Annotated in this window: 27 protein-coding genes and 1 pseudogene; 10 read left to right on the forward strand and 18 right to left on the reverse strand. The window is 74.5% G+C overall.

The features are described 5' to 3' along the window. Window positions 1-21: 21 nt before the first annotated feature. Complete coding sequence (locus AB0D28_RS25800; RefSeq protein ID WP_357389817.1) at window positions 22-207, reverse strand: hypothetical protein; 186 nt, start codon at window positions 205-207, stop codon at window positions 22-24. Between the two features lie 93 nt (window positions 208-300). Here AB0D28_RS25800 and AB0D28_RS25805 point away from each other — a divergent pair, with 93 nt between their 5' ends. Further along, window positions 301-1,335, forward strand: coding sequence for an NAD(P)-dependent alcohol dehydrogenase (locus AB0D28_RS25805; protein WP_357389819.1), 1,035 nt, complete (start codon window positions 301-303; stop codon window positions 1,333-1,335). An 11-nt stretch (window positions 1,336-1,346) separates the two neighbouring features. On the opposite strand, the gene AB0D28_RS25810 is transcribed toward AB0D28_RS25805, so the two are convergent. Continuing rightward, on the reverse strand, window positions 1,347-2,495 hold the full coding sequence (locus AB0D28_RS25810; RefSeq protein WP_357389865.1) for a geranylgeranyl reductase family protein: 1,149 nt from the start codon (window positions 2,493-2,495) through the stop codon (window positions 1,347-1,349). A 143-nt stretch (window positions 2,496-2,638) separates the two neighbouring features. Between AB0D28_RS25810 and AB0D28_RS25815 the strand changes: the two genes are divergently transcribed. Both AB0D28_RS25815 and AB0D28_RS25820 read left to right on the forward strand, forming a co-directional pair. After that, window positions 2,639-2,875 (forward strand): hypothetical protein, encoded by a 237-nt coding sequence (locus AB0D28_RS25815; RefSeq protein ID WP_043323944.1) that lies wholly within the window; start codon window positions 2,639-2,641, stop codon window positions 2,873-2,875. A gap of 71 nt (window positions 2,876-2,946) precedes the next feature. Further along, window positions 2,947-4,389, forward strand: coding sequence for an MFS transporter (locus tag AB0D28_RS25820; protein WP_357389821.1), 1,443 nt, complete (start codon window positions 2,947-2,949; stop codon window positions 4,387-4,389). On the opposite strand, the gene AB0D28_RS25825 is transcribed toward AB0D28_RS25820, so the two are convergent. After that, window positions 4,362-4,919, reverse strand: coding sequence for a helix-turn-helix domain-containing protein (locus AB0D28_RS25825; RefSeq protein ID WP_357389823.1), 558 nt, complete (start codon window positions 4,917-4,919; stop codon window positions 4,362-4,364). The two genes, AB0D28_RS25820 and AB0D28_RS25825, sit on opposite strands and share 28 nt — an antisense overlap. Before the next feature lie 70 nt (window positions 4,920-4,989). Here AB0D28_RS25825 and AB0D28_RS25830 point away from each other — a divergent pair, with 70 nt between their 5' ends. Both AB0D28_RS25830 and AB0D28_RS25835 read left to right on the forward strand, forming a co-directional pair. Next, a complete protein-coding gene (locus AB0D28_RS25830) occupies window positions 4,990-5,331 on the forward strand; it encodes a hypothetical protein (RefSeq protein WP_357389825.1) in 342 nt (113 codons plus the stop codon). Then, complete coding sequence (locus tag AB0D28_RS25835) at window positions 5,328-6,245, forward strand: alpha/beta fold hydrolase (RefSeq protein WP_357389827.1); 918 nt, start codon at window positions 5,328-5,330, stop codon at window positions 6,243-6,245. The genes AB0D28_RS25830 and AB0D28_RS25835 overlap by 4 nt, the downstream gene beginning before the upstream one ends. A 50-nt stretch (window positions 6,246-6,295) precedes the next feature. On the opposite strand, the gene AB0D28_RS25840 is transcribed toward AB0D28_RS25835, so the two are convergent. The 5 genes from AB0D28_RS25840 to AB0D28_RS25860 form a co-directional block, all read right to left on the reverse strand. Next, a complete protein-coding gene (locus AB0D28_RS25840) occupies window positions 6,296-6,841 on the reverse strand; it encodes a hypothetical protein (protein ID WP_357389829.1) in 546 nt (181 codons plus the stop codon). A 404-nt stretch (window positions 6,842-7,245) separates the two neighbouring features. Further along, window positions 7,246-7,971, reverse strand: coding sequence for a hypothetical protein (locus AB0D28_RS25845; RefSeq protein ID WP_357389831.1), 726 nt, complete (start codon window positions 7,969-7,971; stop codon window positions 7,246-7,248). Window positions 7,972-8,182: 211 nt separating this feature from the next. Beyond that, window positions 8,183-9,283 (reverse strand): DUF3626 domain-containing protein, encoded by a 1,101-nt coding sequence (locus tag AB0D28_RS25850; RefSeq protein ID WP_357389833.1) that lies wholly within the window; start codon window positions 9,281-9,283, stop codon window positions 8,183-8,185. 130 nt (window positions 9,284-9,413) lie between these two features. Continuing rightward, a complete protein-coding gene (locus AB0D28_RS25855; protein WP_357389835.1) occupies window positions 9,414-10,043 on the reverse strand; it encodes an MBL fold metallo-hydrolase in 630 nt (209 codons plus the stop codon). Continuing rightward, a complete protein-coding gene (locus tag AB0D28_RS25860; protein ID WP_013286410.1) occupies window positions 10,040-11,128 on the reverse strand; it encodes an S-(hydroxymethyl)mycothiol dehydrogenase in 1,089 nt (362 codons plus the stop codon). The genes AB0D28_RS25855 and AB0D28_RS25860 overlap by 4 nt, the downstream gene beginning before the upstream one ends. A gap of 140 nt (window positions 11,129-11,268) precedes the next feature. On the opposite strand from AB0D28_RS25860, the gene AB0D28_RS25865 reads away from it, so the two are divergent. Then, window positions 11,269-11,682 carry a hypothetical protein gene (locus AB0D28_RS25865; RefSeq protein WP_357389837.1) on the forward strand — a complete coding sequence of 138 codons (414 nt, stop codon included), beginning with the start codon at window positions 11,269-11,271 and terminating at the stop codon, window positions 11,680-11,682. 46 nt (window positions 11,683-11,728) lie between these two features. Here the strand turns inward: AB0D28_RS25865 and AB0D28_RS25870 are convergent, their stop codons facing one another. From AB0D28_RS25870 to AB0D28_RS25890, 5 genes are all read right to left on the reverse strand, one after another. Continuing rightward, window positions 11,729-13,012, reverse strand: coding sequence for an MFS transporter (locus AB0D28_RS25870; RefSeq protein WP_357389839.1), 1,284 nt, complete (start codon window positions 13,010-13,012; stop codon window positions 11,729-11,731). Beyond that, a complete protein-coding gene (locus AB0D28_RS25875; RefSeq protein WP_357389841.1) occupies window positions 13,009-13,659 on the reverse strand; it encodes a GntR family transcriptional regulator in 651 nt (216 codons plus the stop codon). The genes AB0D28_RS25870 and AB0D28_RS25875 overlap by 4 nt, the downstream gene beginning before the upstream one ends. A gap of 69 nt (window positions 13,660-13,728) precedes the next feature. Further along, window positions 13,729-14,568, reverse strand: a complete 840-nt coding sequence (locus tag AB0D28_RS25880; RefSeq protein ID WP_357389843.1) for an alpha/beta fold hydrolase — start codon at window positions 14,566-14,568, stop codon at window positions 13,729-13,731. Then, complete coding sequence (locus AB0D28_RS25885) at window positions 14,565-15,575, reverse strand: SDR family NAD(P)-dependent oxidoreductase (protein ID WP_357389845.1); 1,011 nt, start codon at window positions 15,573-15,575, stop codon at window positions 14,565-14,567. The genes AB0D28_RS25880 and AB0D28_RS25885 overlap by 4 nt, the downstream gene beginning before the upstream one ends. Continuing rightward, entirely contained in the window at window positions 15,568-17,064 is a 1,497-nt protein-coding gene (locus AB0D28_RS25890; protein WP_357389847.1) for an NAD(P)/FAD-dependent oxidoreductase, read from the reverse strand. The genes AB0D28_RS25885 and AB0D28_RS25890 overlap by 8 nt, the downstream gene beginning before the upstream one ends. 116 nt (window positions 17,065-17,180) lie before the next feature. Here AB0D28_RS25890 and AB0D28_RS25895 point away from each other — a divergent pair, with 116 nt between their 5' ends. Further along, entirely contained in the window at window positions 17,181-17,861 is a 681-nt protein-coding gene (locus AB0D28_RS25895; protein WP_357389849.1) for a TetR/AcrR family transcriptional regulator, read from the forward strand. On the opposite strand, the gene AB0D28_RS25900 is transcribed toward AB0D28_RS25895, so the two are convergent. Further along, window positions 17,836-18,291: a hypothetical protein gene (locus AB0D28_RS25900; protein WP_357389851.1), complete on the reverse strand. Its 456-nt coding sequence runs from the start codon at window positions 18,289-18,291 to the stop codon at window positions 17,836-17,838. The genes AB0D28_RS25895 and AB0D28_RS25900 overlap by 26 nt on opposite strands. Next, window positions 18,291-18,767: a hypothetical protein gene (locus tag AB0D28_RS25905; protein WP_357389853.1), complete on the reverse strand. Its 477-nt coding sequence runs from the start codon at window positions 18,765-18,767 to the stop codon at window positions 18,291-18,293. The genes AB0D28_RS25900 and AB0D28_RS25905 overlap by 1 nt, the downstream gene beginning before the upstream one ends. Before the next feature lie 44 nt (window positions 18,768-18,811). On the opposite strand from AB0D28_RS25905, the gene AB0D28_RS25910 reads away from it, so the two are divergent. Further along, window positions 18,812-19,825: a transcriptional regulator gene (locus tag AB0D28_RS25910; protein WP_357389855.1), complete on the forward strand. Its 1,014-nt coding sequence runs from the start codon at window positions 18,812-18,814 to the stop codon at window positions 19,823-19,825. A gap of 51 nt (window positions 19,826-19,876) precedes the next feature. Here AB0D28_RS25910 and AB0D28_RS25915 read toward each other — a convergent pair whose 3' ends face one another. Continuing rightward, window positions 19,877-21,355, reverse strand: a complete 1,479-nt coding sequence (locus AB0D28_RS25915) for a PLP-dependent aminotransferase family protein (RefSeq protein ID WP_357389857.1) — start codon at window positions 21,353-21,355, stop codon at window positions 19,877-19,879. A gap of 29 nt (window positions 21,356-21,384) precedes the next feature. Between AB0D28_RS25915 and AB0D28_RS25920 the strand changes: the two genes are divergently transcribed. Then, entirely contained in the window at window positions 21,385-21,993 is a 609-nt protein-coding gene (locus AB0D28_RS25920; protein WP_357389859.1) for a LysE family translocator, read from the forward strand. Window positions 21,994-22,029: 36 nt separating this feature from the next. Next, on the forward strand, window positions 22,030-22,737 hold the full coding sequence (locus tag AB0D28_RS25925; RefSeq protein ID WP_357389861.1) for a phenylalanine--tRNA ligase beta subunit-related protein: 708 nt from the start codon (window positions 22,030-22,032) through the stop codon (window positions 22,735-22,737). 94 nt (window positions 22,738-22,831) lie between these two features. Here AB0D28_RS25925 and AB0D28_RS25930 read toward each other — a convergent pair whose 3' ends face one another. Both AB0D28_RS25930 and AB0D28_RS25935 read right to left on the reverse strand, forming a co-directional pair. Further along, complete coding sequence (locus AB0D28_RS25930; RefSeq protein WP_357389863.1) at window positions 22,832-23,212, reverse strand: hypothetical protein; 381 nt, start codon at window positions 23,210-23,212, stop codon at window positions 22,832-22,834. Window positions 23,213-23,348: 136 nt separating this feature from the next. Further along, window positions 23,349-23,513 (reverse strand): annotated as a pseudogene (locus AB0D28_RS25935) (dipeptide/oligopeptide/nickel ABC transporter ATP-binding protein); the annotation flags it as partial.

Here is a 23,513-nt window from a genome sequence, read left to right on the forward strand (position 1 = left end):
GTCCGGGCGGCCCGGGCCCCGTCAGCCGCCCGCGCGCAGATGCCACTCCGACTCCCCGCCGACCGGGTCCGGCCGGTCCGGCGGGAACTCGGTCTCGGCGGACTCGATCCGCTCCTCCGGGCGTACCCGGACCGGCAGTTCGCCGAAGCGGACGTGCCGCAGGAACGCGTACTCCTCGTCGGTGAACGACTCGGCCGGCTCGCTCATGAGCGCATTGTGCGCCCACCCCTCAGGTCCCCGCATCAACCGCTCCGGCAGGGGTATGCCGCCGCGACGATTCGGCGACGAGGTGGAGGAGCCATGCGCGCAGTACGGATGACCGCACCCGGTGTGCTGGAGCACACGGAGGTGCCCACGCCGCAGGCCGGCCCCGGCGAGGTGCTGCTGCGCGTCGGCGCGGTCGGCGCCTGCCACTCCGACCTGCACATCCTCGACGCGCCGGCCGGGGTGTTCCCGGTCCCGATCACGCTCGGCCACGAGGTCGCCGGCACCGTCGACACGGTCGGCGCCGGTGTGGACGGCTGGTCGCCCGGCGATCGGGCCGCCGTCTACGGCATCATCGGCTGCGGCCGGTGCCGGGCCTGCCTGCGCGGCGAGGAGAACCGCTGCCGGGTCACCCCGGTCGGCGGCATCGGGCTCAGCCGCGACGGCGGGCTCGCCGAGTACGTGGTGATGCCCGCGTCCCGGCTGCTGCCTGTCGGTGACATGGACCTGACCCAGGCGGCGCCGCTGACCGACGCCGGGCTGACCCCGTACCACGCGGTGGACCTGGCACGGCCCCGGCTGCGGCCCGGCACCTCCTGCGTGGTGATCGGCATCGGCGGCCTGGGGCACATGGGGTTGCAGATCCTGCTGGCCACCACCGCGGTGCGGGTCGTCGCGGTGGACACCAACACCGCCGCGCTGGACCTGGCCACCCGGCTCGGCGCGCACCACACCGTGCAGGCCGGCCCGGACGCGGTGGAGAGGATCCGCGAGCTGGTCGGGCCGGCGCCGGACGGCGCGGACGTGGTGCTCGACTTCGTCGGCGCGCAGCCCACCCTGGACACCGCCCGGCAGGTGGTCGCCACCGGCGGGCAGATCCTGCTGGTCGGCCTGGCCGGCGGCACCCTGCCGGTACGGCCGGTCGCCGACGAGCCGCCGCCGGTGCCGTTCGAGGCCGGTGTGGTGGTGCCGTTCTGGGGCACCCGCGCCGAGCTGCAGGAGGTGATCGCGCTGGCCCACGACGGCCGGTTGCACGCCGACGTGCACACGTTCCCCCTGGCCGAGGCGCCGCAGGCGTACGAGGCGCTGCGCCGGGGCGAGGTGCGGGGGCGGGCGGTCATCGTCCCCTGACGCGGGGACGCTCAGTCGTGCTGAACGACCGCCGCGGCCCGTGCCCTCGCGGGCAGGCGGTCGAGCAGCGCCAGCCCGGCCCGCACCGGACGCCGGTCGAGCACCTCGGCGAAGCTCGCCCGGCCCTGACAGAACCGGACGAACATCCGCCAGCCGGGCGGGCTCGCGAGCATCGCGTGGAACACCTCGGGCCGCCGCTCGAACACCTCCAGCAGCCGGTGCCCGGCGCGCATCTCCGGCGTCAGCCGCCGGTCGACCTCGCGGGCGTACGCGTCGAGGTCACCGGCGGCCACCGCCTCCCCGGCCAGCCGGCCCGAGCGCAGCGCGTAGCTGATCCCCTCGCGGCTCCACGGCTCCAGCAGGCCGGCGGCGTCCCCGGCGACGAGCACCCGGCCGTGCCGCAGCGGGGAGTCCCCGCTGCGGCAGCGGGTCAGGTGGCCGGAGTCGTGCTCCGGCCTCACCCCGGACAGTCCGAGCCGGTCGGTGAAGTCGCGCAGGTAGGCGCGGGTGCGGTCACCGTCGCCCCGGGCCGCGATGACGCCCACTGTGAGACGGTCGCCCTTGGGGAACACCCACGCGTAGGAGCCGGGCAGCGGCCCCCAGTCGAGCAGCACCCGGCCGCGCCAGCGGTCCCGCTCGGCGGCGTCCACCGGCAGTTCCAGTTCCAGGCCCAGGTCGACCTGGCGGAAGCGCACCCCGACGTGGCGCGCCGTCACGCCGGAGGAGCCGTCCGCGCCGATGACGGTACGGGCGCGTACCAGCTCACCGCCGGCCAGGCGCAGGCGTACCTCGTCGGGGTCCTGCTCGATCGCGCGGACCGCGACGCCCTCGCGGACCTGCGCCCCGGCGGCGACGGTGGCGGCGCGCAGCCGGTCGTCGAACTCCTCCCGGCGGATCATGGTGACCAGCGGCGCCGGGTGCCGGCGGGTGAACGCGCGCCGCCCGTCCCGGGTGAACGTGAGCCGGTCCACCCGGTCGTGGGCGGGCACCTCGACGCGGCCGGCGACCTCGGCCAGCGACGTCCCGATCAGGCCGCCCCCGCAGGTCTTGTAGCGCGGATGGGTGGCCCGTTCGACAACGAGCGTGCGGACGCCGGCACTGGCCGCCGCGTGCGCGGCGGAGAGTCCGGCGGGTCCGCCGCCGACCACGACGAGATCCATGATCACGGGAGCAGCCTAGGGCACCGCCGTGCCGCACCGCCCGGTACGGCAGCCGAACGGGTGAGCATCATCGCCGCGCATCCGGGTAACCGCCGGTCGCCGGCCGTCCGCGGGGCGGGCGGTCCACGCCGAGGAGGGAAGCGATGCCTCAGGTCCAGTTGTCCGCCGTCGAGGAACGGGTCTACCAGGCGGTGTCCGCGCTGGAGGTGCAGGGACACGTCCCCTACCCGGACCTGATCGCCCAGGAGACCGGGATGACCGAGGAGGAGCTGCGCGAGCCGCTGCACTCGCTCACCGAGCGGGGTCTGCTGCATCGCGAGGACTCCCCGATGTCAGGTCTGGACTTCGGACCCCGGTGGTGCGCGCGTCAGGTGGCGTGATCGGGTCGTTTGCCCCACCGGGCACCGGGTAGCGATCGGAGTCGGGTGAGCGACGGTCAGTGGGGGGCACGATGAGCGAGGGCCGGGCGTCGACCCCCGGGTACGACGACCGGCGCCGCTGGCGCGCGCTGAGCGTCGGCCTGATCGCGGCGTTCATGACGCTGCTGGATGTCAGCATCGTCAACGTCGCGGTGCCGTCGATCGACCGGGCGTTGCAGGCCACGCCGAGCGACCTGCAGTGGGTGCTGTCCGGGTACGCGCTGACGTTCGGCCTGGTGCTGGTGCCGGCCGGGCGCTTCGGCGACGCGCGCGGGCGGCGTACCGCGTTCGTGGTCGGGGTGGGCCTGTTCACGCTGACCAGCGCGCTGGCCGGCCTGGCCCGCTCGCCGGAGTGGCTGGTCGTGGCCCGGCTCGTCCAGGGTGCCGCCGCCGGTGTGGTGAATCCCCAGGTCAGCGGCATGATCCAGGAGCTGTTCCGGGGTGCGGACCGGGGCCGGGCGTTCGGGCTGCTCGGTGCGACCATCGGCATCTCCACCGCCGTCGGCCCGCTGCTGGGCGGGCTGCTCATCCAGCTCGGCGGCACGGAGCACGGCTGGCGGTGGGTCTTCTTCGTGAACATCCCGGTCGGGATCGTGGCGATGCTGCTCGGCTGGCGGCTGATGCCGGCCCGGCCGACCAACCCCGCCGGCCGGGGCCGGCTCGATCCGCTCGGTGTGCTGCTCCTCGGCGCCGGGGTGACGGTGATCCTGCTGCCGCTGGTGCAGCGGGAGCAGTGGCGGGGCGCGGGCAAGTGGCTGCTGATCCCCGCCGGCCTGCTGCTGCTCGCCGGGTTCGCGCTCTGGGAGCACCGGTACGCCCGGCGCGCGCAGCCACTGTTCGACCTGCGGCTGTTCACCGTGCGCTCGTACACGCTGGGCGCGCTGATCGGCCTCATCTACTTCGCCGGTTTCACCGCGATCTTCTTCATCTTCACGCTCTACCTCCAGATGGGCCTGGGTTACAGCGCGCTCGTGGCCGGCCTGGCGATCACCCCGTTCGCGCTCGGTTCGGCGCTCGCCTCCGCGCTCGGCGGCCGGGTGGTCACCCGGTACGGCCGTCCGCTCGTCGCGATCGGGCTGGCGGCGGTGGTGGCCGGGCTGGTCGCGACCGACCTGGTGCTGGCCGGCGGGCCGCACGAGAACGTGCCGTTGCGGACCGCGCTGCCGCTGCTGGTCGCCGGGCTGGGCAGCGGCCTGGTGATCGCGCCGAACCAGACGCTCACGCTGTCCGAGGTGCCGGTGCCGATGGCCGGCAGCGGCGCGGGGATGCTCCAGACCGGGCAGCGCATCGGGTCGGCCGCCGGCATCGCGGCGGTGGGCGCGCTGTTCTTCTCGACGCTCGCCGCGGACCGCGGCGACTGGAGCACGGCGTTCCGCCACTCGCTGCTGCTCGCCGCCGGGATCGTCGTGCTGGCGCTCGGCGCCGCCGTGGCGGACATCGTGCTCGGTCACCGGCGGTCGGCGGGCGGCTCCTGATCGGCGGCGGGCAGCAGGACTGTGGTGATCAGCCGCCGGGTGCGGCCGGGGCCGGGGCGCAGGGCCGCGTACTCGGCGAACAGCTCGCGGAACCGGGTGACGAACTCGGCGGTCTCGTCGTCGGTGGCGTGGAACGCGTTCTGCCGGTAGCCGGCCACGTCGCGGGCCAGGTCTCCCCCGCCGGCGTCGAGGTATCCGTCGAAGTCGGCGAGCAGGCCCGCGACGAAGGTGAGGAACGCCTGGCGGTGCCGCTGCGGGCTCATGGCCCGTGCCTCGTCCGGGTCGACCGACGCGGCGGCCTCGTGGAGCCGGTAGCTGCGTTCGACGGCGCCGCGGGCCTGCCGCTGTCCCACCGTGTGCAGCACGCCGTGGTCGGCGAGCGTGGCCACCTGCCGGTAGAGCGTGGCCGGTGGGACGTCATTCAGCTCGGCGCGCAGGTCGGCGGTGGTGAGCGTGCGGCCACCCAGGAACGCCTGGACGATGCGCAGCCGGACCGGGTGCAGCAACAGCTCCACGGTGTCGAGTGCCACAGCGGCTCCTCTTTTGTTATCGCCTCCGGTAATGTTCTCACTGACGATAACAGAAGCGAGGAGTCCACCGATGGCCACCATCGACCTCACCCCCGACCGCATCGACGTCCGGCTCACCACCGCCGAGAAGATCTGGGCCCTGCGCGGCGACCTGTCGTTCCCCCGCTCCGCCGTCGCCGGCGCCGCCGTCGTGCCGGACGGGGCGCGCGCCACCCGCGGCATCCGGGCGCCCGGCCTCGGCGTGCCCCGCACGCGCAACGTCGGCACCTGGCGCGGCAAGGCCGGCAAGGAGTTCGTCAGCGTCCGCGGCGGCCAGCCGGCCGTCCGCATCACCCTCACCGGCCAGGCGTACGACTCCCTGCTCATCGGTGCCGACGACGCCGACGCCCTGGCCGCGGCAGTGCTGCGGTGACGATCCACCGACCGCTCGCCGTCGACTCGGCCGGGCAGCGGCTGTCCGGCACGCTCACCCTGCCCGACGGCGCCGGGCCGCACCCGGTGGCGCTGCTGCTGCCCGGCTCCGGGCCGATCAACCGCGACGGCGACCACCGCCGCCTGCCACTGGGGATCCAGCGGCACCTGGCCGCCGCGCTGAGCGGGGCCGGATTCGCTGTCGCCCGGTACGACCGGCGGGGCGTCGGCGAGAGCAGCGGCGAGTTCCCGCGTACCGGCTTCCACGACAACGTCGACGACGCGGCGGCGGTGTTCGCGGCGCTGCGCGACGACCCGGCCGTGGACGCCGGGCGGATGTTCCTGGTCGGGCACAGCGAGGGCGCGCTCACCGCGATCGCGCTCGCCGCGCGCGGCGTACCGGTGGCGGGCCTGGTCCTGCTCTCCGCGCCCGGGCGCACCGGCGCCGAGGTGCTGCGCTGGCAGGCCGGGCGGCTGCTGCCCACGCTGCCCGGGCCGGTACGCCTGCTGCTGCGGCTCACCCGCACCGACCTGGTGGCGAAGGTGGCCCGCAACCACGAGAAGATCCTCGCCACCGACAAGGACGTGGCGTGGGTCGGCGGGCAACGGCTCAACGCCCGCTGGTTCCGGGAGTTCCTGCGCTACGACCCCCGGCCGGACCTGGCGCGCGTCGAGGCCCCGATCCTCGCGCTCACCGGCGACAAGGATTTGCAGACCGACCCCGCCGACCTGCCGGTCATCGCCGCGCACGCGGGCGGGCCGGTGCGGACCGGGGTGCTGCCGGACGTCACCCACGTGCTGCGCCGCCAGCCCGGACCGCCGTCGCTGCGGGCGTACCGGGACGAGGTGAAGCAGCCGCTGGACCCGTCTGTGGTCGAGCCGGTGCTGTCGTGGCTCACCGCGCACAGCGACTGAGGACACGCGAAAGGCCGGCACCCGATCCGGGTACCGGCCTTCGTCAGCTCTTACTTGTTCCAGTGCTCGGCGACGATCTCGGCGGCCTGGTTCTCCCACTGCGCGTACGCGTCGGGGTAGGCGCTGACCTGCACGGTCTGCGCGGCCTCGGTCAGCGGCATGTCCTGCCAGCCGTCGACCTGCTTGAGACCCTTGAGGAACGCCAGCGTCGAGTACTCGGGGTCGGTGATCTGCTCCGGCGTGCCCCAGCCGCTGGACGGCCGCTGCTGGAACAGCCCCAGCGAGTCGTGGTCGTTGCGGTCACCCAGGTGACCCAGGTTCTCCAGCTTCGACTCCTGCAGCGCGGTGGCGATCGAGACGACTGCGGCCCGCTCGGGCAGGCCCGCCTTCTTGGTGGCCGCGATGACGGCCTTGGCGTTGGCCAGCTGCTCGTCGTTCAGGTCCACGTGCGACTGCGCGCCCTGCGCGCTCTGGACCGCGACCGCGGCGGGCTTGGCGGTCTCCGTCGCGTGCGCGGCGACCGGGCCGGCGAACACGCCACCGGTGAAGGCGAGACCGGCGACACCGAGGATGCTCTTGCGCAGGATCGTGTTCATGGTGGCTCCGTTCGGGGGTCGACGCATCCGGGGACGGACGCGTGGGCACCGTCAGGCGCTCAAGAAGTTCGGGGGGATCCGGCAGCGCGAGGCGTGCCGGGTGTGCAACGACCGGCGGCCCGGGGCTGTTCCCGGGGGCGCCGCTCCGGTCGCGCACCGGGTTACAACGCCACCCGCCCGCCCCCGATTCCGCCCGCGCGGTGCCGCCCACCACAGCGCACCCGGACACTCCGCCCCACAGGCCCGCCCTCCCGCCCTCCCCGGTCGATCTTGGAGTTGTGGCGCCCAGGATGTCCGGTTCACGAGGTCTGCGAGGTGCCACAACTTTAAGATCGGCGGGGATCAGCCCCGCGCGCGGAACGGCCGGCCCCGGAAGGGGCCGGCCGTTCGCTACGGGTGTCGGGTCACCAGACCTGCTGGACGATGTCCGCCGCCTGCTCCTCCCACTGCGCGTACGCGTACGGGTAGGCGGACACCTGGACCGTCTGCGCGGCGGTGGTCAGCGGCAGCTCGTGCCAGCCGCCGACGTTCTTCAGCGCGTTGAAGAACGCCTTGCTGGAGTAGTCCGGGTCGGTGATCTGCTCGGACGTGCCCCAACCGGACGACGGGCGCTGCTGGAACAGGCCCTCCGAGTCGTGGTCGTTGTACGCGCCGAGGTGACCCAGGTTGTACAGCTTCGACTCCTGGAGCGAGGTGGCGACGCCGATCACGGCGCCCCGCTCCCCCACGCCTGTCTCCTTGGCCGCCTCGACGATGGCCTTGGCGTTGTCGAGCTGCGCGTCGTCGAGCGGGATGCGCGACTGCGCGCCCTCGACGCCGTGCGGCACGAGTTTCTCCTTGGCCGGCCGGTCGGCCCGGGTCGGCACCTTGTCCAGGCCGGTGGTCTGGCCGGGCTTGACCGCCTCGGTGGAGGTCTTCTTGCCGGTGGCCAGGTCGATGGCGGCCTTGGCGCCGGCGTGCGGCCCGCTGGTCACCGGCGCGGCCACGGCGACCGGGCCGACGGCCAGCCCGCCCAGTACGGCCACACCCGCCACGCTGAGCACCGCACGGCGGTTACGGGAGACGGCGGCGGTCTTCGCGACGGCGGTCTTCGCGATGGCGGGGAGCCATCGAGTGAAGTGCTGCTTCACGATGGTTGCCCTTTCGATCGTTACGACGCGCTCCGGGGTGAGCGCCCCTCGAGGGACTACCGCCGGGTAGGTGTTTGGGTTCCGGCGGTACGGGGGACACAACGAGCCCGCCGTGTCGGTCATTCCGGAAATGCCAGGTACGGCGCGGGCTGCGGCCCAGGTCACCCGGGATTCCGGGCAGGCGCGCCGTTCCGGCGGCGGACCGGGACGATCAGGCCGGAGCGCCGAACCGGACCAGCACGTGCCAGAGCTGCTTGAGGTGCTGCGACGTCACCTCGACCGGTCCCCGGTCGGCCCAGCGCTGCGGTTCGCGTACCACCGAGGCGGCGGCGCGGCCCACGAGCGCCGCGTGCAACGGCTCCCCCGGGTGCCCGAACTCGGCGGCCACCCGCGCGGCCAGCGGCGGGATGTCCGGGCCCCGGAACTCCGCGTCCACGCCGTCGACCGGCAGCACGAAGCCCGGGTGGAACCGCAGCGCCAGGCCGTGCCGCGCGGCGATCGCCTCCAGGCGCCGTCCCACGTCGGTGCCACGGAACGACGGGTCGACCACGAGCGCCTCCACGTCGCGGGCCAGGCTGATCTCGCCGTGCACCTGCGCCTCGACGTAGTCGTCAAGCGCCCGGCCGACCCGCCCGGACTCCCGCTCGCGGCGGCACAGCAGCGTCCGCAGCAGCGTGCCGGTGTCCATGCCGGCCACGCCCAGGGCGACGCCGGTCCCGGTGGTGGCGTTCAGCAACGCGGCGAACACCGGCTCGAAGACATCGGCGGTGCCGAACTCGGTGGGCTCGACGTGGCTGTCCCCGAAGCTGAACGTGGCCCGGGCCAGCACCTCCGGGCGCAGCCGCAGGTGGCAGGAGCCGAACCGGGGGCACGCGCCGTCGGCGTGGTCGAGCAGGTTCAGGCCGCCGTACTTCGGGCGCTCCGCGGGCAGCACGCCCGGCCGCTGGTACGCGCCGCCGAACATCGCCCGCTCCCACACGTCCCGGTCGCCGCCCGGATACGCGGTCAGGCCGCCGTTGGAGATGCCGGTCTCGAACTGGCTGCGGTAGACGCCCTCCTCGTCCAGCGCCTCGACCACTGTGCGGCCGTCCCGCAGCACCCGGTCGGGGTGGAAGTTGAGCGTCAGACGGCCGTACCCGGTGATCGCGTCGACGACCTCCTCGTACCGGTAGGTGGCGCCGGAGGCGGCGAGGTGGTCGGCGATGACGGCGAGCGCCGACGGGCGGTCGCGCAGCGCGATGTCGCGAACGTGGCGCAGCGCGGCGGACTGGGCGGCGGTGAGGGTGGCGACGGGCACGGGCCCGAGTATCACCGGACGGCGGGCCGCGCGGCCACACGGTTTTCCGGGCCGCTCCGAAGCGGACGGAGACGCGGCTGTCCCGGGCACTGACGGCCGCAAGACGCCGCGCGGGCCCGGCCGGGCCCGCGCGAACCTGTCGTCCTCAGTGGCCCCGGGCGATCCACTCGTCCAGGTGCGGCGCCTCGGCCCCGATCGTGGTGTCGTCGCCGTGCCCGGTGTGCACCACCGTCTCCGGCGGCAGCGTGAGCAGCCGGGTACGGATCGACTCGACGATGGTGCCGAAGTCGCTGTACGAGCGTCCGGTCGCGCCCGGCCCACCGGCGAACAGGGTGTCCCCGGTGAAGACGGCGCCCAGGTCGGGGGCGTAGAGGCTGCACGCGCCGGGGCTGTGGCCCGGGGTGTGCAACACCCGCAGAGTGGTGCCGCCGACGGTGATCGTCTGCCCGTCGGTGAGGTCGCCGTCCGGTTCCGTGCCCGGGTGCGTCATGTCCCACAGCACCCGGTCGGCCGGGTGCAGCAGCACCGGAGCGCCGGTGGCCCGGGCCAGCTCGGGCGCGACCCGTACGTGGTCGTCGTGGGCGTGGGTGGCGACGATCGCCAGCACCCGCCGGTCACCGATGACCTCGCGGATGGCCGCCACGTCGTGCGGCGCGTCGAGGACGACGCACTCGGCGTCGTCGCCGATCACCCAGACGTTGTTGTCCACGTCGAACGTCTGCCCGTCCAGCGAGAACGTGCCGGAGGTGACGGCGTGGTCGACGCGGGCGGTCACGGGAAGACCACCACCGAGCGCAGCACGTCGCCGTGGTGCATCCGGGCGAACGCCTCCTCGACCTGGTCCAGGGCGATCTCCTCGGTGACGAACGCGTCCAGGTCCAGCCGGCCCTGCCGGTACAGCTCGGTCAGCATGGGGAAGTCGCGGCTGGGCAGGCAGTCGCCGTACCAGCTCGACTTGAGCGCGCCGCCGCGGCCGAAGACGTCGAGCAGCGGCAGGTCGACTGTCATCTCCGGCGTCGGCACGCCGACCAGCACGACGGTGCCGGCCAGGTCGCGGGCGTAGAACGCCTGCTTCCACGTCTCCGGACGGCCCACCGCGTCGATCACCACGTCGGCGCCGAAGCCGCCGGTGGCCGCGCGGATGGCCTCCACCGCGTCGTCCTCGGAGGCGTTGACGGTGTGCGTGGCACCGAACTTGCGCGCCCAGTCGAGCTTGCGGGAGTCGGTGTCCACCGCGATGATCGTGGTCGCACCGGCCAGTGCCGCGCCGGCCACCGCCGCGTCGCCGACGCCGCCGCAGCCGATCACCGCGACCGAGTCGCCCCGGGTCACGTTGCCGGTGTTCATGGCCGCGCCGAGACCGGCCATCACACCGCAGCCGAGCAGGCCGACAGCCGCCGGCCGGGCCGACGGGTCGACCTTCGTGCACTGCCCGGCGTGGACGAGCGTCTTCTCGGCGAACGCGCCGATGCCGAGCGCGGGCGTCAGCTCGGTACCGTCGGTGAGCGTCATCTTCTGGGTGGCGTTGTGAGTGGCGAAGCAGTACCACGGGCGGCCACGGCGGCAGGCCCGGCACTGCCCGCAGACCGCGCGCCAGTTGAGCACCACGAAGTCGCCGGGCGCCACGTCGGTGACCCCGTCGCCCACCTGCTCCACGATGCCGGCGGCCTCGTGGCCCAGCAGGAACGGGTAGTCGTCGTTGATGCCGCCCTCGCGGTAGTGCAGGTCGGTGTGGCAGACGCCGCACGACTGGATGCGGACCACCGCCTCGCCCGGCCCCGGGTCCGGCACCACGATGGTGGTGACCTCCACGGGCGCGCCCTTGCGCCGCGACACGACTCCCCGGACTTCCTGGCTCACGGTGCCTCCTCCGTTGCGTGGTCTGCCTCTGCCGAACCTACCGCTGATCATGACCCGCGACCCAACGAAGGCCGCCGGATTGTCCTGGTCATGACCGGGTACCCGGGATGCCGGCTCTACCAGGTGGGACGGGAGTGATCATGAGGTTGTCACATGCGCCACTGCGCGTCGCGATCGGCGCGTACATCCTGAACTCCGGGCTGGGCAAGCGGAACCTGGAGGGCGAGGCCGCCGCCGGGATGCACGGCATGGCGGCCGGCGCGATGCCGCAGCTGGGGCAGATCCCGCCGGACCGGTTCGGCGTGCTGCTGTCCCGGGGCGAGATCGCCCTCGGTGCGGCGCTGCTCGCCCCGTTCGTGCCGTCGCTGCTGGCCGGCGCCGCGCTCACCGCGTTCGGTGCCGGACTGGTGCAGCTCTACCTGAAGACGCCGGGCATGCGCGAGGGCACCAGCCTGCGGCCCAGCGAGGCGGGCATCGGCCTGGCCAAGGACGTGTGGCTGGTCGGCGCGGGGCTGACGCTGGTGCTCGACTCGCTGGTCCGGCACCGGCGCTGAACCGGCCGCGCCGGGCCGCCCGCGCGCTGCCGGACCGGCCGCGTACTCAGGCAGGCGCCGCGACCACGACGGCGGCCCGCTCGTCGGCGAGCCGGCGGCGGGCGGCATTGCGGTAGCGCAGCACCTGCACGGCGCCGAGCGCCCAGAGCAGGAACTGCACGGCGAACGCCCAGCGGAACGCGGACAGCGGCGGCGCGGCCTGCCCGGCCGGGGTGGCCAGGTCCAGCACCACGCCGACGGCCAGGATCAGCACGATCGAGGCGGCGAAACCGCCGACGTTGACGATGCCGGTGGCGCTGCCGATGCGGTGCACCGGGTTGAACGAGCGGGCGTAGTCGAACCCGATCATCGAACCGGGACCGTTCACCGCGAGCACCACCACGAGCGTCACGAGCAGCCAGTGCGGCGCGCGGCCGGGCCAGACCAGCACCACCGCCCACACCCCGGCGGTGGCGGCGGTGATCGCGAACACCACCGCCGAGCGGTGGAACGGGTGGCGGGAGCACAGGTGCGCGAGCACCGGCCCGCACACCAGCGTCGCCATCGTCATCAGCGTGAGCATCCCGGCCGCCGCGGTCGGCGAGAACCCCTGCCCCTGTACGAGGAACGGGTACCCCCACAGCAGGGCGAACACCGCGCCGGAGAACTGGGTGACGAAGTGCGTCCACAGCCCGAGCCGGGTACCGGGCTGGGCCCAGGCGTCGGCGAGCTGGCGGCGCACTGTGGCCAGGTCGGGGGCGAGCGCGGTGGCGTGCTCAGCGTGTGGGGTGTCGCGTACCGCGACGAGGACCAGCAGCACCACTGTCGCGCCGAGCGCCGCGGCGGTCAGGAACGCCGGGGTCCAGCCCGCCTGGTGCAGCAGCGCCACCAGGGGTACGGCGCCGAGCACCGCGCCGAGCTGGCCGACGGTGCCGGTGAGCTGCACCAGCAGCGGGTTGCGCCGGCCGGGGAACCAGAACGCGACGATGCGCAGCACGCTGATGAAGGTCATGGCGTCGCCGAGCCCGACGAGCACCCGGGCGGCCACGGCGGCCGGCACGTCATCGGCGACCGCGAACAGGAGCTGCCCGGCCACCATGAGCGCGCCACCGGCCAGCAGCAGCCGGCGTGAGCCGTACCGGTCCAGCAGCACCCCGACCGGGATCTGCATGGCGGCGTAGACGGCGAGCTGCGCCACGGAGAAGGTGGCGAGCGCGGCGGCGTTGATGTGGAAGCGGTCCGCCGCGTCGACCCCGGTGACACCGAGCGAGCTGCGGTGGAACACGGCGGCCACGTACGCGGCCAGCGCCACCGCGTACACCAGGACGGCGGGCCGGCGACCCGCGTTCACCGCAGCGTCCCGAGCATCCGGGCGGCGGTGTCGATGTGCGCGGCCACCGCGTCGTGCCACGCCCGCGGGTCGTCGCCGTCGAGCGCGGCGAGCTGGCCGGCGTGTTCGGCGAGGGCGACCTCGGCCCAGCCGGGCGAGAGCCGGAAGCTCGCCTCGCCCATGCGCAGCTGGCGGTCGCGCAGCCTGTGGTAAAGCTCGGCCAGGATCTCGTTGCCGGCCGCCTCCACCACCGCGGCGTGGAACGACCGGTCGGCGGCCATCAGCGCGGTGAGGTCACCGGCGGCGTGCGCGCGGCGCATCTCGTCCAGCCAGCGGGCCAGGTCGGCGCGCAGCTCGGCGCGGCGCGGCCAGACCCGGTCGGCGGCGTGCAGCTCGACCAGGCGGCGGGCCTCGATGACGTCGGCGATCTCCCGCGCCGAGACCGGCCGGATCAGCGCCCCGCGCTTCGGGTAGAGCTTGACCAGCCCTTCGGACTCCAGCCGCAGCAGCGCCTCCCGCACCGGCGTGCGGGACACGCCGGTCGCCTCGGCGATCTCCCCCTCGCTGACGAGCTGGCCGCCCGGGTAGACCTGTTCCAGGATGGCCTGCTTGAGGTGCCGGTACGCCCGCTCGGCGGCGGACAGCGCGGTCCGGCTGGGATGCGTCATGTATCTAAGCTTGCTCCCCGGGCCGCCCGGACGGCCCGGCGCGGGCCCGGACAGTGGCGCGGGCCACCGTCAGGCCCACAGCCGGCGCAGCAGCGCCTCCACCTCGGCGGTCCGCTCGATCTGCGGCATGTGCCCGGTGTCGGGGAACAGGTGGCTGCGCGCGTGCGGCAGCCGGGTGCGGGCGTACGCCAGGTGCGCGGCGGGCAGGATCAGGTCGCGGTCGCCCCAGACGAGCAGCGTGGGCAGGTCGAGCGCGGCCACCGCGTCGAGCAGTTCGGTACGCCACCGCGGGCGTACGCCGCGCCAGGTCCCCAGGTCACGGACCAGCTCCAGCATCACCCGGGCCGCGTGCGGCTGCCCGGCGACGGCCAGCGCGAGGGCGATCCGTTCCTCGGTGACGTGCCCCGGGTCGTAGAAGATCGCCCGCTCGGTGCGGCGGACGATCCTCGGATCGGGGCGCAGCAGCAGCCGGGCCAGCGGACGCACCGCGAGCAGCCGTAGCGCCACCGTCACCTCGCGGCCGAAGCCGGCGCTGTTCAGCAACGCCAGGCTGGCGACGCGCCGCGGTTCGTCGGCGGCCAGGCGCATCGCCACCGCCCCGCCGAGGGAGTTGCCGACCAGGTGCGCCGGGTCGCCCACCCCGGCCACGTCCAGGAAGCGGGCCACCGCCGCGGCCAGGGCCGGGAGCGTGTGCGGGCCGTCCAGCGGCGCGGAGCCGCCGTGCCCGGGCAGGTCCACCGCGAGCACCAGGTGGTCGCGCGCCAGCGCCGTGTGCAGGGCGGCGAAGTCGTCGAGGGTACGGCCGATGCCGTGCAGCAGCACCACGGGCGAGCCGTCCCCGCTGATCCGGCACCGGACGCGCCGCCCGTCGACTGTGGTCTCGCCGGCCGGGGGCAGGGCGAGCGTCACGCCCGGCGCCCGGATTCCGGCACGGCCTCCTCGCCGGTCCGGGCGGACGGCACCGGCACGTCGGCCCGGACCGCCGGCGCTTCGACGGCCGGAGTTGCGGATGTCTCGGCGGGCACGGCTGCGGACGCGGCGACCGGCGCCTCGGCGGGCGCGGCTGCGGGGGTCTCGGCCGGCCCGGCCGGGCGCTGGCGCATGCCCAGGGCCAGCACCTTGCCGTACCCGGCGGGGGCGATGCGGGCAAGCAGGTCGGGCAGCTTCGCCGACCAGCCGATGAGCACCCGGCCCCGGCGGCGCTGGGCGCCGCGCAGGATCACCTCGGCGGCGGTGGCCGGGTCGATGGTGAGCAGCTTCTCGAACTGCTTGCGCCCGGCCTCGTACTCGTCGAGGGCCACGCCGCTGCCCACGCGGGCGCTGGCGGCGATCCGGGTCCGGATGCCGCCCGGGTGCACCGACGTGACGCCGACGCCGTCGTCGACGAGTTCGTGCCGCAGCGCCTCGGTGAAGCCGCGCACCGCGAACTTGCTCGCCGCGTACGCGGCCTGCCCGGCGGGCGCGATCAGGCCGAACAGGCTGGACACGTTGACCAGGTGGGCCCCGGGCTCGGCCTTGAGCGCGGGCAGCAGCGCGTGGGTCAGGCGTACCACCGCCCGGAAGTTGATCTCGATGACCCAGAGGAACTCCTCCAGGGTCACCTGGTCGAAGCGCCCGCCCAGCGCCACCCCGGCGTTGTTGATCAGCAGCCGGATCCGGGGGTGCGCGCGGTGGATCTCGGCGGCGACCCGGTCGGTGGCGTCGGCGTCGGCCAGGTCGACCAGGTGGGTCTCGACGCGCCGGTCCGGGTACGCGGCCCGGATCGCGGCGACTGTCGCGGCCAGGCCGTCGGCGTCCCGGTCGAGCAGCACCAGGTCGGCGCCGCGCCGGGCCAGCCCGTGGGCCAGCGCCGCGCCGATGCCGCTGGCCGCGCCGGTGAGCACCGCCGTGCCGCCGGGGAAGACGAGGTCACGCATCGGTTCCTCCCGAGGTGGTGGCCGCCGTGGCGGGTACGCCCGCGCGGGCGAACCGTACGCCGTCGGTGAGCGGGCCGTGCCGCATCAGGCGTACGTCGCGGGGATAGTTCTGGTGCAGCCGCCACGGCGCCTGCGGCCCCTGCTTGGGCAACTGGTCGACGGCACGCAGCACGTAGCCGGACTGGAGGTCGATGATCGGTTCGAGGTCGTCGGTGTCCGGCGCGAGCGGCGTGACGATCTGCTGCCCGGTGTCGTCGAGGTGGCGCAGCAACCGGCAGACGTACGTGGCCACGAGATCGGCCTTCAGCGTCCAGGAGGCGTTCGTGTAGCCGATGGTCATGGCGAAGTTCGGCACGCCGGACAGCATCATGCCCTTGTAGGCCACAGTCGAGGCGAGGTCGACCTCCGCGCCGTCGACCGCCAGCGTCATACCGCCGAGCGCGAGCAGGTTGAGGCCGGTGGCGGTGACCACCACGTCGGCGGGCAGTTCCTCGCCGGAGGCGAGCCGGACGCCCCGCTCGGTGAACGTGTCGATGGTGTCGGTGACAACCGACGCGCGGCCGGCGCTCAGCGCGGCGAACAGGTCCCCGTCCGGCACCACGCACAGGCGCTGGTCCCACGGGTTGTAGCGGGGCGAGAAGTGCCTGTCGACGTCGTACCCGGACGGGAGGCGGCCCTTCGCGGCGCGGCGCAGGAACCGCTTCACCACGCCGGGGGCACGGCGGCTGAGCTGGAAGTTGGCCACCCCGAGCGTGACGTTCTTCCACCGGGCCACCGCGTACGCGGCCTTCGGGGTCAGCCAGCGCCGCGCGGCGTCGGCGAACGGGTCGCGCGAGGGCAGCGCGATCACGTACGTGGGTGAGCGCTGGAGCATGGTGACGTGGGCGGCCCGCTCGGCCATGGCCGGGACCAGGGTGACAGCCGTGGCGCCGCTGCCGATCACCACGACCCGCTTGCCGGCGTAGTCCAGGTCGTCCGGCCAGTGCTGCGGGTGCACGAGCGTGCCGGCGTACCGCTCGACGCCGGGGAACCGGGGCGTGTAGCCCTCGTCGTAGCGGTAGTAGCCGGAGTTGGTGAACAGGAACCCGCAGGTGAGCGTGACGTCCTCGCCGGTGTCGTCGCGGTGGGCGTGCACCGTCCAGCGCGCGGTGGCGCTGTCCCACTCGGCGCGCAGGGCCCGGTGGTGGAAGCGGATGTGCCGTTCCACGCCGTACTCGCGGGCGGTCTGGCGCACGTACGCCCGGATGGCGTCGCCGTCGGCGATCGCCTTCGGATCGGTCCACGGCTTGAACGAGTAGCCGAGGGTGTACATGTCCGAGTCGGAGCGGATGCCCGGGTAGCGGAACAGGTCCCAGGTGCCGCCGATCGCGCCCCGGGCCTCCAGCACCGCGTAGGTCTTGCCGGGGCATTCGCGTCCGAGGTGGACGGCGGCGCCGATGCCGGACAGGCCGGCCCCGACGATGAGGACGTCGACGTGGTCTGCGGCCATCGGTTTCTCCCGTTCGCACCGGCGGTGGACCGGACACTATCCATCGCCGTCGACCGCAGTCAACACCGTGTCGAGTCGAATCGACAGGGTGTCGAGCGGGTGTAGCATCAGCCGACATGACGACCGCCCGTACGCCGACCGGCGCCGCGCCGACGCGCGGGCGGCGGGCCGGCCGGTCCACCGGAGACGACCGGGAGACCGCGATCCTGGCCACCGCCGAGCGGTTGCTGGCGCAGCGCCCCTTCGCCGACATCTCCATCGACGACCTGGCGCGCGGTGCCGGGATCTCCCGGCCCACGTTCTACTTCTACTTCCCGTCCAAGGACGCGGTGCTGCTCACGCTGCTCGACCGGGTCACCGAGGAGGCCGACGCCGCCGCCGGTGGCGTGTTCGAGCGGCTCGCCGAGGACCCGCGCGCCCACTGGCGGGAGCTGATCGCCCGGTTCCACGCCACGTTCGGCGGGCACCGGGACGTGGTGCTGGCCTGCGCCCAGGTGCGCGGCACCAACGCCGAGGTGCGTCGGCTCTGGGCCGAGGTGCTGGAACGCTGGGTCCGCGCGGTGCAGGCCGCGATCGAGGCCGAACGCGCGCGCGGCGCGGCCCCGGACGGCCTGCCCGCCCGGGACCTCGCCATCGCGCTGAACTCGATGAACGAACGCGTCTGGTACGCCACCTTCGCCGGGGACGGCCCGGCGGTGGCCGAGCGGGACGTGGTGGACGTGCTGCTCGACGTGTGGCTGACCGCGATCTACCGGACCACCACGCCGCCGGTCACCGCGTCCGGCGGAACTCCATGACCCAGTTGGTCTCCCAGGTGCGTTCACCGTCGGTGGAGAACGCCTGCTCCCAGCGGCAGGAGTCGGCGGTGATCGCCGACCAGAGGAAGCGGCAGCGCACCGGCCGCCCCTCGTCGGTGTCGTCGGCGTGGAACTCACCGACGCCGCCGGTGAACCGGCCCACCACCGGCGGCAGTTCCAGCACCCCACGGCTGCTGTGCATCCAGTAGAGCGACCACAACCCGGTCGACGGGTTCAGGATGCGCACCGTGGAGCCGGAGAAGCCCCGGCTCGGGCAGCGCATCTCGTCGAAGCTGCCCGCGCCGTCGAAGAACGAGCGCGCCTCGCTGACACCGGCGAACTCGTCCCAGTCGTCGCTGCCGACGTGGCGCTGCCGCAGGCGCCGGTTGGTCACGTCCCAGGTGCCGACGAGGAAGTCGAAGTCGCCCATCAGCGGCCCACCGGCCCCTCGGCCCGGGCGTCCGCCAGGTAGCCCGCGAGGTCCGGCCGGTCCGGCGCGAGCACGTGCCGGATCCAGGCGGCGCGCTCGTGTTCCAGCACGCCCAGTTCCCAGACGCAGCCGACGCCGGGGCGGGTCAGGTCGACGAAGTGCGCCGGGTCGTCGTCCGGGCAGTCCAGCGCGGGCTGCCCGGCGATCGCGATGCGGCACTCGACCACGTTGTCGAAGAACCAGCTGTACGCCAGCAGGTACGCCCCGGTGTCCGCGCCCCGGTGCAGCACCACCCAGCTCGCCGGCGGGGTGGAGCCGTCCGGGGCGGGCAGCAGCGCCGGGAGGTACGCGTACGCGGCGTCGACCACCCGCGGTTCGAGGCGGCGACCCGGCTGGTCCATGTGGTAGCGCTTGACGTGCCGGCCGGCCACCTCGACGGCCCCCGGCACTGTCAGATCCTTGTCGTGAAAAGCCATGCGGGCACGCTAGGGCCGCTCCCCTGACAGCTAGTGTCAGGAGAATGCGGGCCAGTCGACTCCTGTCCATCCTGCTGCTCCTGCAGGCGCACAACCGGCTCACCGCCGCCGACCTGGCCGCCCGCCTCCAGGTGTCGGCACGCACGATCTACCGGGACGTCGAGGCGCTGCACGCGGCGGGCATCCCGCTGTACGGCGAGGCCGGACACGACGGCGGCTACCGGCTCGTGGAGGGCTGGCGGACCCGGCTGACCGGGCTCACCGCCGAGGAGGCCGACCGGCTGCTCTTCGCCGGGCTCCCCGGGCCGGCCGCCGAGCTGGGCTACCAGTCGGTCGTCGCCGCCGTGCAGCTCAAGCTGCGGGCCGCGCTGCCCGCCCCGCTGGCCGACCGGGCGGCCCGGCTGGAGCAGCGGTTCCACCTGGACACACCGGGCTGGTACTCCGACGGCGACCCGTCGCCACACCTCGCCGAGGCGGCCGAGGCGGTGTGGCGGCAGCACCGGGTCCGGGTGCGGTACCGGGGCTGGCGGGGCGAGACGACCCGGGTCCTCGAACCGTACGGGCTGGTGCTCAAGGGCGGGCGCTGGTATCTGGTCGCCGCCGGGCCCGACCGCGCCGACCCGGCCACCTACCGGGTCAACCAGATCCTCGACCTGACCCCGCTGGACGAGACGTTCGAGCGGCCGGAGTTCGACCTGCCGGCCTGGTGGCGCGCGCACGTGGTGCGGTTCCGGGCGGGCCTGCACCGCGACGAGGCGCGCATCCGGCTGTCGCCGCGCGGCTTCGCCCGGCTGCGCGAGGTCGGCAGCGACGTGGTGGTCGCCGCCGCCGAGGCGAGCGCCGGCCCGCCCGACGCCACCGGCTGGGTGCACGCGGTCATCCCGATCGAGTCGCTCACCCACGCGCACGGTGACCTGCTCCGGCTCGGCGCCGAGGTGGAGGTCCTCACCCCGGAGGCGCTACGCACCCGCCTGACCGAAACGGCCACCGCCCTCACTACCCTCTACCCGCCGCCCACCCTGCCCACCGTCCCACCCACCCCGCCTCTCCCCCGGTGATCAAGGAGTTTGTGTCCTTCGAGGAGATCGACTCGGACACGAACTCCTTGATCACCGAGGCGGGGTACGGAGGGCGTCGGCCACCGTGGAGAGGGCTCGGTCGATCTCCGACGGCGGGGTCGAGGCGTAGCCGAGGACCAGGCCGGGCGGCTGTGGGCGCTGGCCGTGCCAGGACAGCGGGTGGACCTTGACGCCGTGGCGCAGCGCCGCCGCCGCCAGCGCCCGGTCGTCGACGTCGCCGGGCAGCGTGACCATCAGGTGCAGCCCGGCCGCGGCGCCGTGCACCACCGCCCCCGGCAGGTGCGCGCCTACCGCGCGGATCATCGCGTCGCGGCGGCGTACGTGCCGGTGGCGCAGCAGCCGCAGGTGCCGTTCCAACGTGCCGGACTCCATCAGCTCGGCCAGCACGAGCTGCGCCAACGCCGGGTTGCCGAGATCGGCGGCCCGCTTCGCGGCCACCACCTCGGCGTGCAGCGCGGGCGGCACCAGCATCCATCCGATCCGCAGGGCCGGCGCGAGCAGCTTGGAGATGCTGCCGACGTAGCAGACGCGGTCCGGCGCCATGGCCCGCAGCGCCGGCACCGGCGGCCGGTCGTAGCGGTGCTCGGCGTCGTAGTCGTCCTCCACCACCAGGCCACCGTCGCGTGCCCACCGCAGCAGCCGCCGGCGCCGGTCGCCGTCGAGCACCACTCCGGTCGGGAACTGGTGCGCCGGGGTGAGCAGCACGGCCGGCGCACCGGACCGCTCCAGCGCGTCGACGCGCAGGCCCCTGTCGTCCACCGGGACCGGCGGCGTCGCCAGCCCGGAATAGGCCAGGTGCTGCCGTACGCCCAGCGAGCCGGGGTCCTCCACCGCGACGGTGTGCGTACCCCGGTCGTGGAGCACCCGCGCGAGCAGGCCGAGCGCCTGGGAAACCCCCGCCACGATCACCACCTCGGCCGGGTCGGCGCGGATGCCCCGGTTGCGGGCCAGCCAGTTCGCGACCGCGAGCCGCAGCGCGGGCGTACCCGTCGGGCCGCCGTAGCCGAGCGCCGCCGGCGCCACCCGCTGCAGCACGGCCCGTTCGGCCCGCAGCCAGGCCGCGCGGGGAAAGGCCGCCAGATCGGGTACGCCGGGCGTCAGGTCCACCTCAGCGGGTACGGCACGCAGCTCGTCGATCGCGTCCATGCCGGGCCGACCGGCGAACACCTCCGGTGTCCTCCTGGGCCGGGGCGGCCGGGTGAGCGCGGCGGCCGGGGTGGCGACCACAATCGTTCCGGCCCGGCCACGCCCGGCGACCTGCCCGTCCTCGGCCAGCCGCTGGTAGGCCTCGGTCACCACGCCCCGGGAGACGCCCAGCTCGGCGGCGAGCACGCGGCTCGCCGGCAGGCGGGTGCCCACCGGCGCCCGGCCGTCGGCGATCGCGGAGCGCAGCCGGGCCGCCAGCCAGTCCGCGCGGCCACCGGGCGGCGCCTCGCCGACGTCGAGCTGGAGGAAGTCGGCACCGGCCGCTTTGGACTCGTGGGAAGCGACGGCTTTGGCCCTGTCCATCGGGCCATTATGGCCACAGGCTGGACCGCATGACAGCCGCGTTTCTGCTGACCTCACTGATCGTCGCGGTCAGTCCCGGTACCGGGGTGATGCACACACTCGCCACCGCCGTGACCGCCGGGCGCCGGGCCGGGCTGGCCGCTGCCGCCGGCGCCACGCTCAGCCTCGTCCCGCACGTCATCGCCGCGGTGACCGGCCTGGCCGCCCTGCTGCGCGCCGGCACCCCGGCGTTTCGCGTGGTGACCTGGCTGGGTGTGGCGTACCTGCTCTGGATGGCCTGGTCGGCGCTGCGGGACCGGGGCACGCTCACCGTCGGGAGCGACCGGCCGCCACGTCCGGCGGCTGCGGTGTTCCGGGACGGTGTGCTGCTGAACCTGCTGAACCCGAAGGTGACTGTGTTCTTCGTGGCGTTCCTGCCGCAGTTCGTACCCCCGGACACGCCCGCCGCCACGGCGCGGATGCTCGCCTGCGGCCTGGTGTTCATGGCTGTCACGCTGCTGGTGTTCGCCGGGTACGCGCTCCTGGCCGGCGCGCTGCGTCGCCGCGTGCTGTCCCGGCCCCGGCTGACCGGGCTGCTGCGGCACGCCGTCGCCGGCGGCTTCCTCGTCCTGGGCCTCGGCCTCGCCCTCACCGCCTGACCCGTTCCAGTTCACCGCCCGAAAAGGAGTCTCCCTGTGCGTTTCCGGCACTCCCCCGAGGTCTGGTCGGCCTTCCCGGAACTGACCTGCGGCGTCCTGCACGCCACCGGCGTCACGCCCGACGTCGACGTCACGCCACTGCTGGCCGGGCATCTCGGCACTGCCCGGGACCGCCTTTCCGCCGGGCCGGAGGGTGGCTTCCCGGAGATCCAGGCGTGGCGGCGCGCGTTCACCCGGATGGGCTGCCCGCCGACCCGCTACCGCTGCGCGGCCGAGTCGCTGCTCCGCCGGCTGCGGCGGGACGGGGACCTGCCCCGCCTGCATCCGCTGGTGGATCTCGGCAACGCGCTGTCGGTCCGGTACGCGGTGCCGGTGGCGGTGCTCGACCTCGCCCACGTCGACGGCGACCTGACCGTACGCCCGGCCGAGGGCACGGAAACCTATCTGACCCTCGGCGGGGAGGCGGAGCACCCGGTGCCCGACGAGGTGATCTTCGCCGACGAGGGCGGGCACGCGCACGCCCGGCGCTGGTGCCACCGGCAGAGCGGCGCGTCAGCGGTGCGGGCCGCCACCACCGAGGTCCTGGTGGTGGTCGAGGCGATGCACGACGGGGCGGCCCCGACCGTACGTCAGGTCGTGGACGAGCTGGCCGCGGCGCTGGCCGAGCTGTGGCGCGTGCCGTCGCGGACGGCGATGCTCAGCGGTGACGCGCCGGAGTTCGCCGTGCCGGTCCGGACGGGCTGATCCGCCGGCGTGGTGACGGCCGGTCGCGCGGCGTGACGCCGGTGCGCAGGTTCCGGGCGTCCGGCGACGACGCTGGGAGCCGCCCGGCTCGTCGTCAGGCGTCGGGGTCGGTGCGCTCGCGGGTCGTCAGCTCGTCGAACTCGGCCGGGGTGATCTCGCCGGTGCGCAGGCGCCGGGCGTTGGCGGTGAACCGGGCCAGCGCCGCGCCCCGCGCGTCGGGCTCGGTGAGCAGGCCGGCGTCGGCGGTCAGGGCGTTCGCCGCACCCGCGACGTCGTGCGAGTCGGCCGGCTCGCCGTGCAGCTCGCGCAGGGCGTCGGCGAGGCGCGCGTCGGCGGCGTCGCCGGTGCCCCACAAGCGCCGGGCGAGGTCGACGGTGCGGCCGAGCGAATCCTCGCCCGCCCGTTCGGCGCCTATCTCGGCACGCATCATGCGCAGGAAGCGGACTGTCACGGCATCGGAGTCATCGGCGATCACGTCCGTACCCTAGCGAGCGGGTCCGACGAAACCGCCGGGCGAGCCGGGGTCGTCCGGCCGGTCGAGCGGGCTGCCCACGGGTAGTGCGCGGACATGCCCGAACGATGTCCGATGGTCGCCCCCGGCCCGTCGTGAGTCAGGTGCGTTCGTCGCTGCCGGGCGCCGGGGTGGCTTCCATAGGCGTGTCGAGCGGTGCCTCCTTCTCGGGGTAGTGGCAGGCGGTGAGTTGTGTGCCGTCGTCGCGGGTGACGAGTGCGGGTTCTTCGGTGGCGCAGTGGTTGGTGGCTTTCCAGCAGCGGGT

Source organism: Micromonospora sp. NPDC048169 (assembly GCF_040652815.1).
Classification (GTDB): domain Bacteria; phylum Actinomycetota; class Actinomycetes; order Mycobacteriales; family Micromonosporaceae; genus Micromonospora.

Coding starts and splice junctions, on each gene's coding strand:
- AB0D28_RS25865 (WP_357389837.1), top strand. CDS start 11,269: ATGAGGTTGTCACATGCGCCACTGCGCGTCGCGATCGGCGCGTACATC.
- AB0D28_RS25810 (WP_357389865.1), bottom strand. CDS start 2,495: ATGGATCTCGTCGTGGTCGGCGGCGGACCCGCCGGACTCTCCGCCGCG.
- AB0D28_RS25905 (WP_357389853.1), bottom strand. CDS start 18,767: ATGGCTTTTCACGACAAGGATCTGACAGTGCCGGGGGCCGTCGAGGTG.
- AB0D28_RS25885 (WP_357389845.1), bottom strand. CDS start 15,575: ATGCGTGACCTCGTCTTCCCCGGCGGCACGGCGGTGCTCACCGGCGCG.
- AB0D28_RS25875 (WP_357389841.1), bottom strand. CDS start 13,659: ATGACGCATCCCAGCCGGACCGCGCTGTCCGCCGCCGAGCGGGCGTAC.
- AB0D28_RS25805 (WP_357389819.1), top strand. CDS start 301: ATGCGCGCAGTACGGATGACCGCACCCGGTGTGCTGGAGCACACGGAG.
- AB0D28_RS25890 (WP_357389847.1), bottom strand. CDS start 17,064: ATGGCCGCAGACCACGTCGACGTCCTCATCGTCGGGGCCGGCCTGTCC.
- AB0D28_RS25830 (WP_357389825.1), top strand. CDS start 4,990: ATGGCCACCATCGACCTCACCCCCGACCGCATCGACGTCCGGCTCACC.
- AB0D28_RS25815 (WP_043323944.1), top strand. CDS start 2,639: ATGCCTCAGGTCCAGTTGTCCGCCGTCGAGGAACGGGTCTACCAGGCG.
- AB0D28_RS25820 (WP_357389821.1), top strand. CDS start 2,947: ATGAGCGAGGGCCGGGCGTCGACCCCCGGGTACGACGACCGGCGCCGC.
- AB0D28_RS25895 (WP_357389849.1), top strand. CDS start 17,181: ATGACGACCGCCCGTACGCCGACCGGCGCCGCGCCGACGCGCGGGCGG.
- AB0D28_RS25800 (WP_357389817.1), bottom strand. CDS start 207: ATGAGCGAGCCGGCCGAGTCGTTCACCGACGAGGAGTACGCGTTCCTG.
- AB0D28_RS25915 (WP_357389857.1), bottom strand. CDS start 21,355: ATGGACAGGGCCAAAGCCGTCGCTTCCCACGAGTCCAAAGCGGCCGGT.
- AB0D28_RS25910 (WP_357389855.1), top strand. CDS start 18,812: ATGCGGGCCAGTCGACTCCTGTCCATCCTGCTGCTCCTGCAGGCGCAC.
- AB0D28_RS25900 (WP_357389851.1), bottom strand. CDS start 18,291: ATGGGCGACTTCGACTTCCTCGTCGGCACCTGGGACGTGACCAACCGG.
- AB0D28_RS25840 (WP_357389829.1), bottom strand. CDS start 6,841: ATGAACACGATCCTGCGCAAGAGCATCCTCGGTGTCGCCGGTCTCGCC.
- AB0D28_RS25920 (WP_357389859.1), top strand. CDS start 21,385: ATGACAGCCGCGTTTCTGCTGACCTCACTGATCGTCGCGGTCAGTCCC.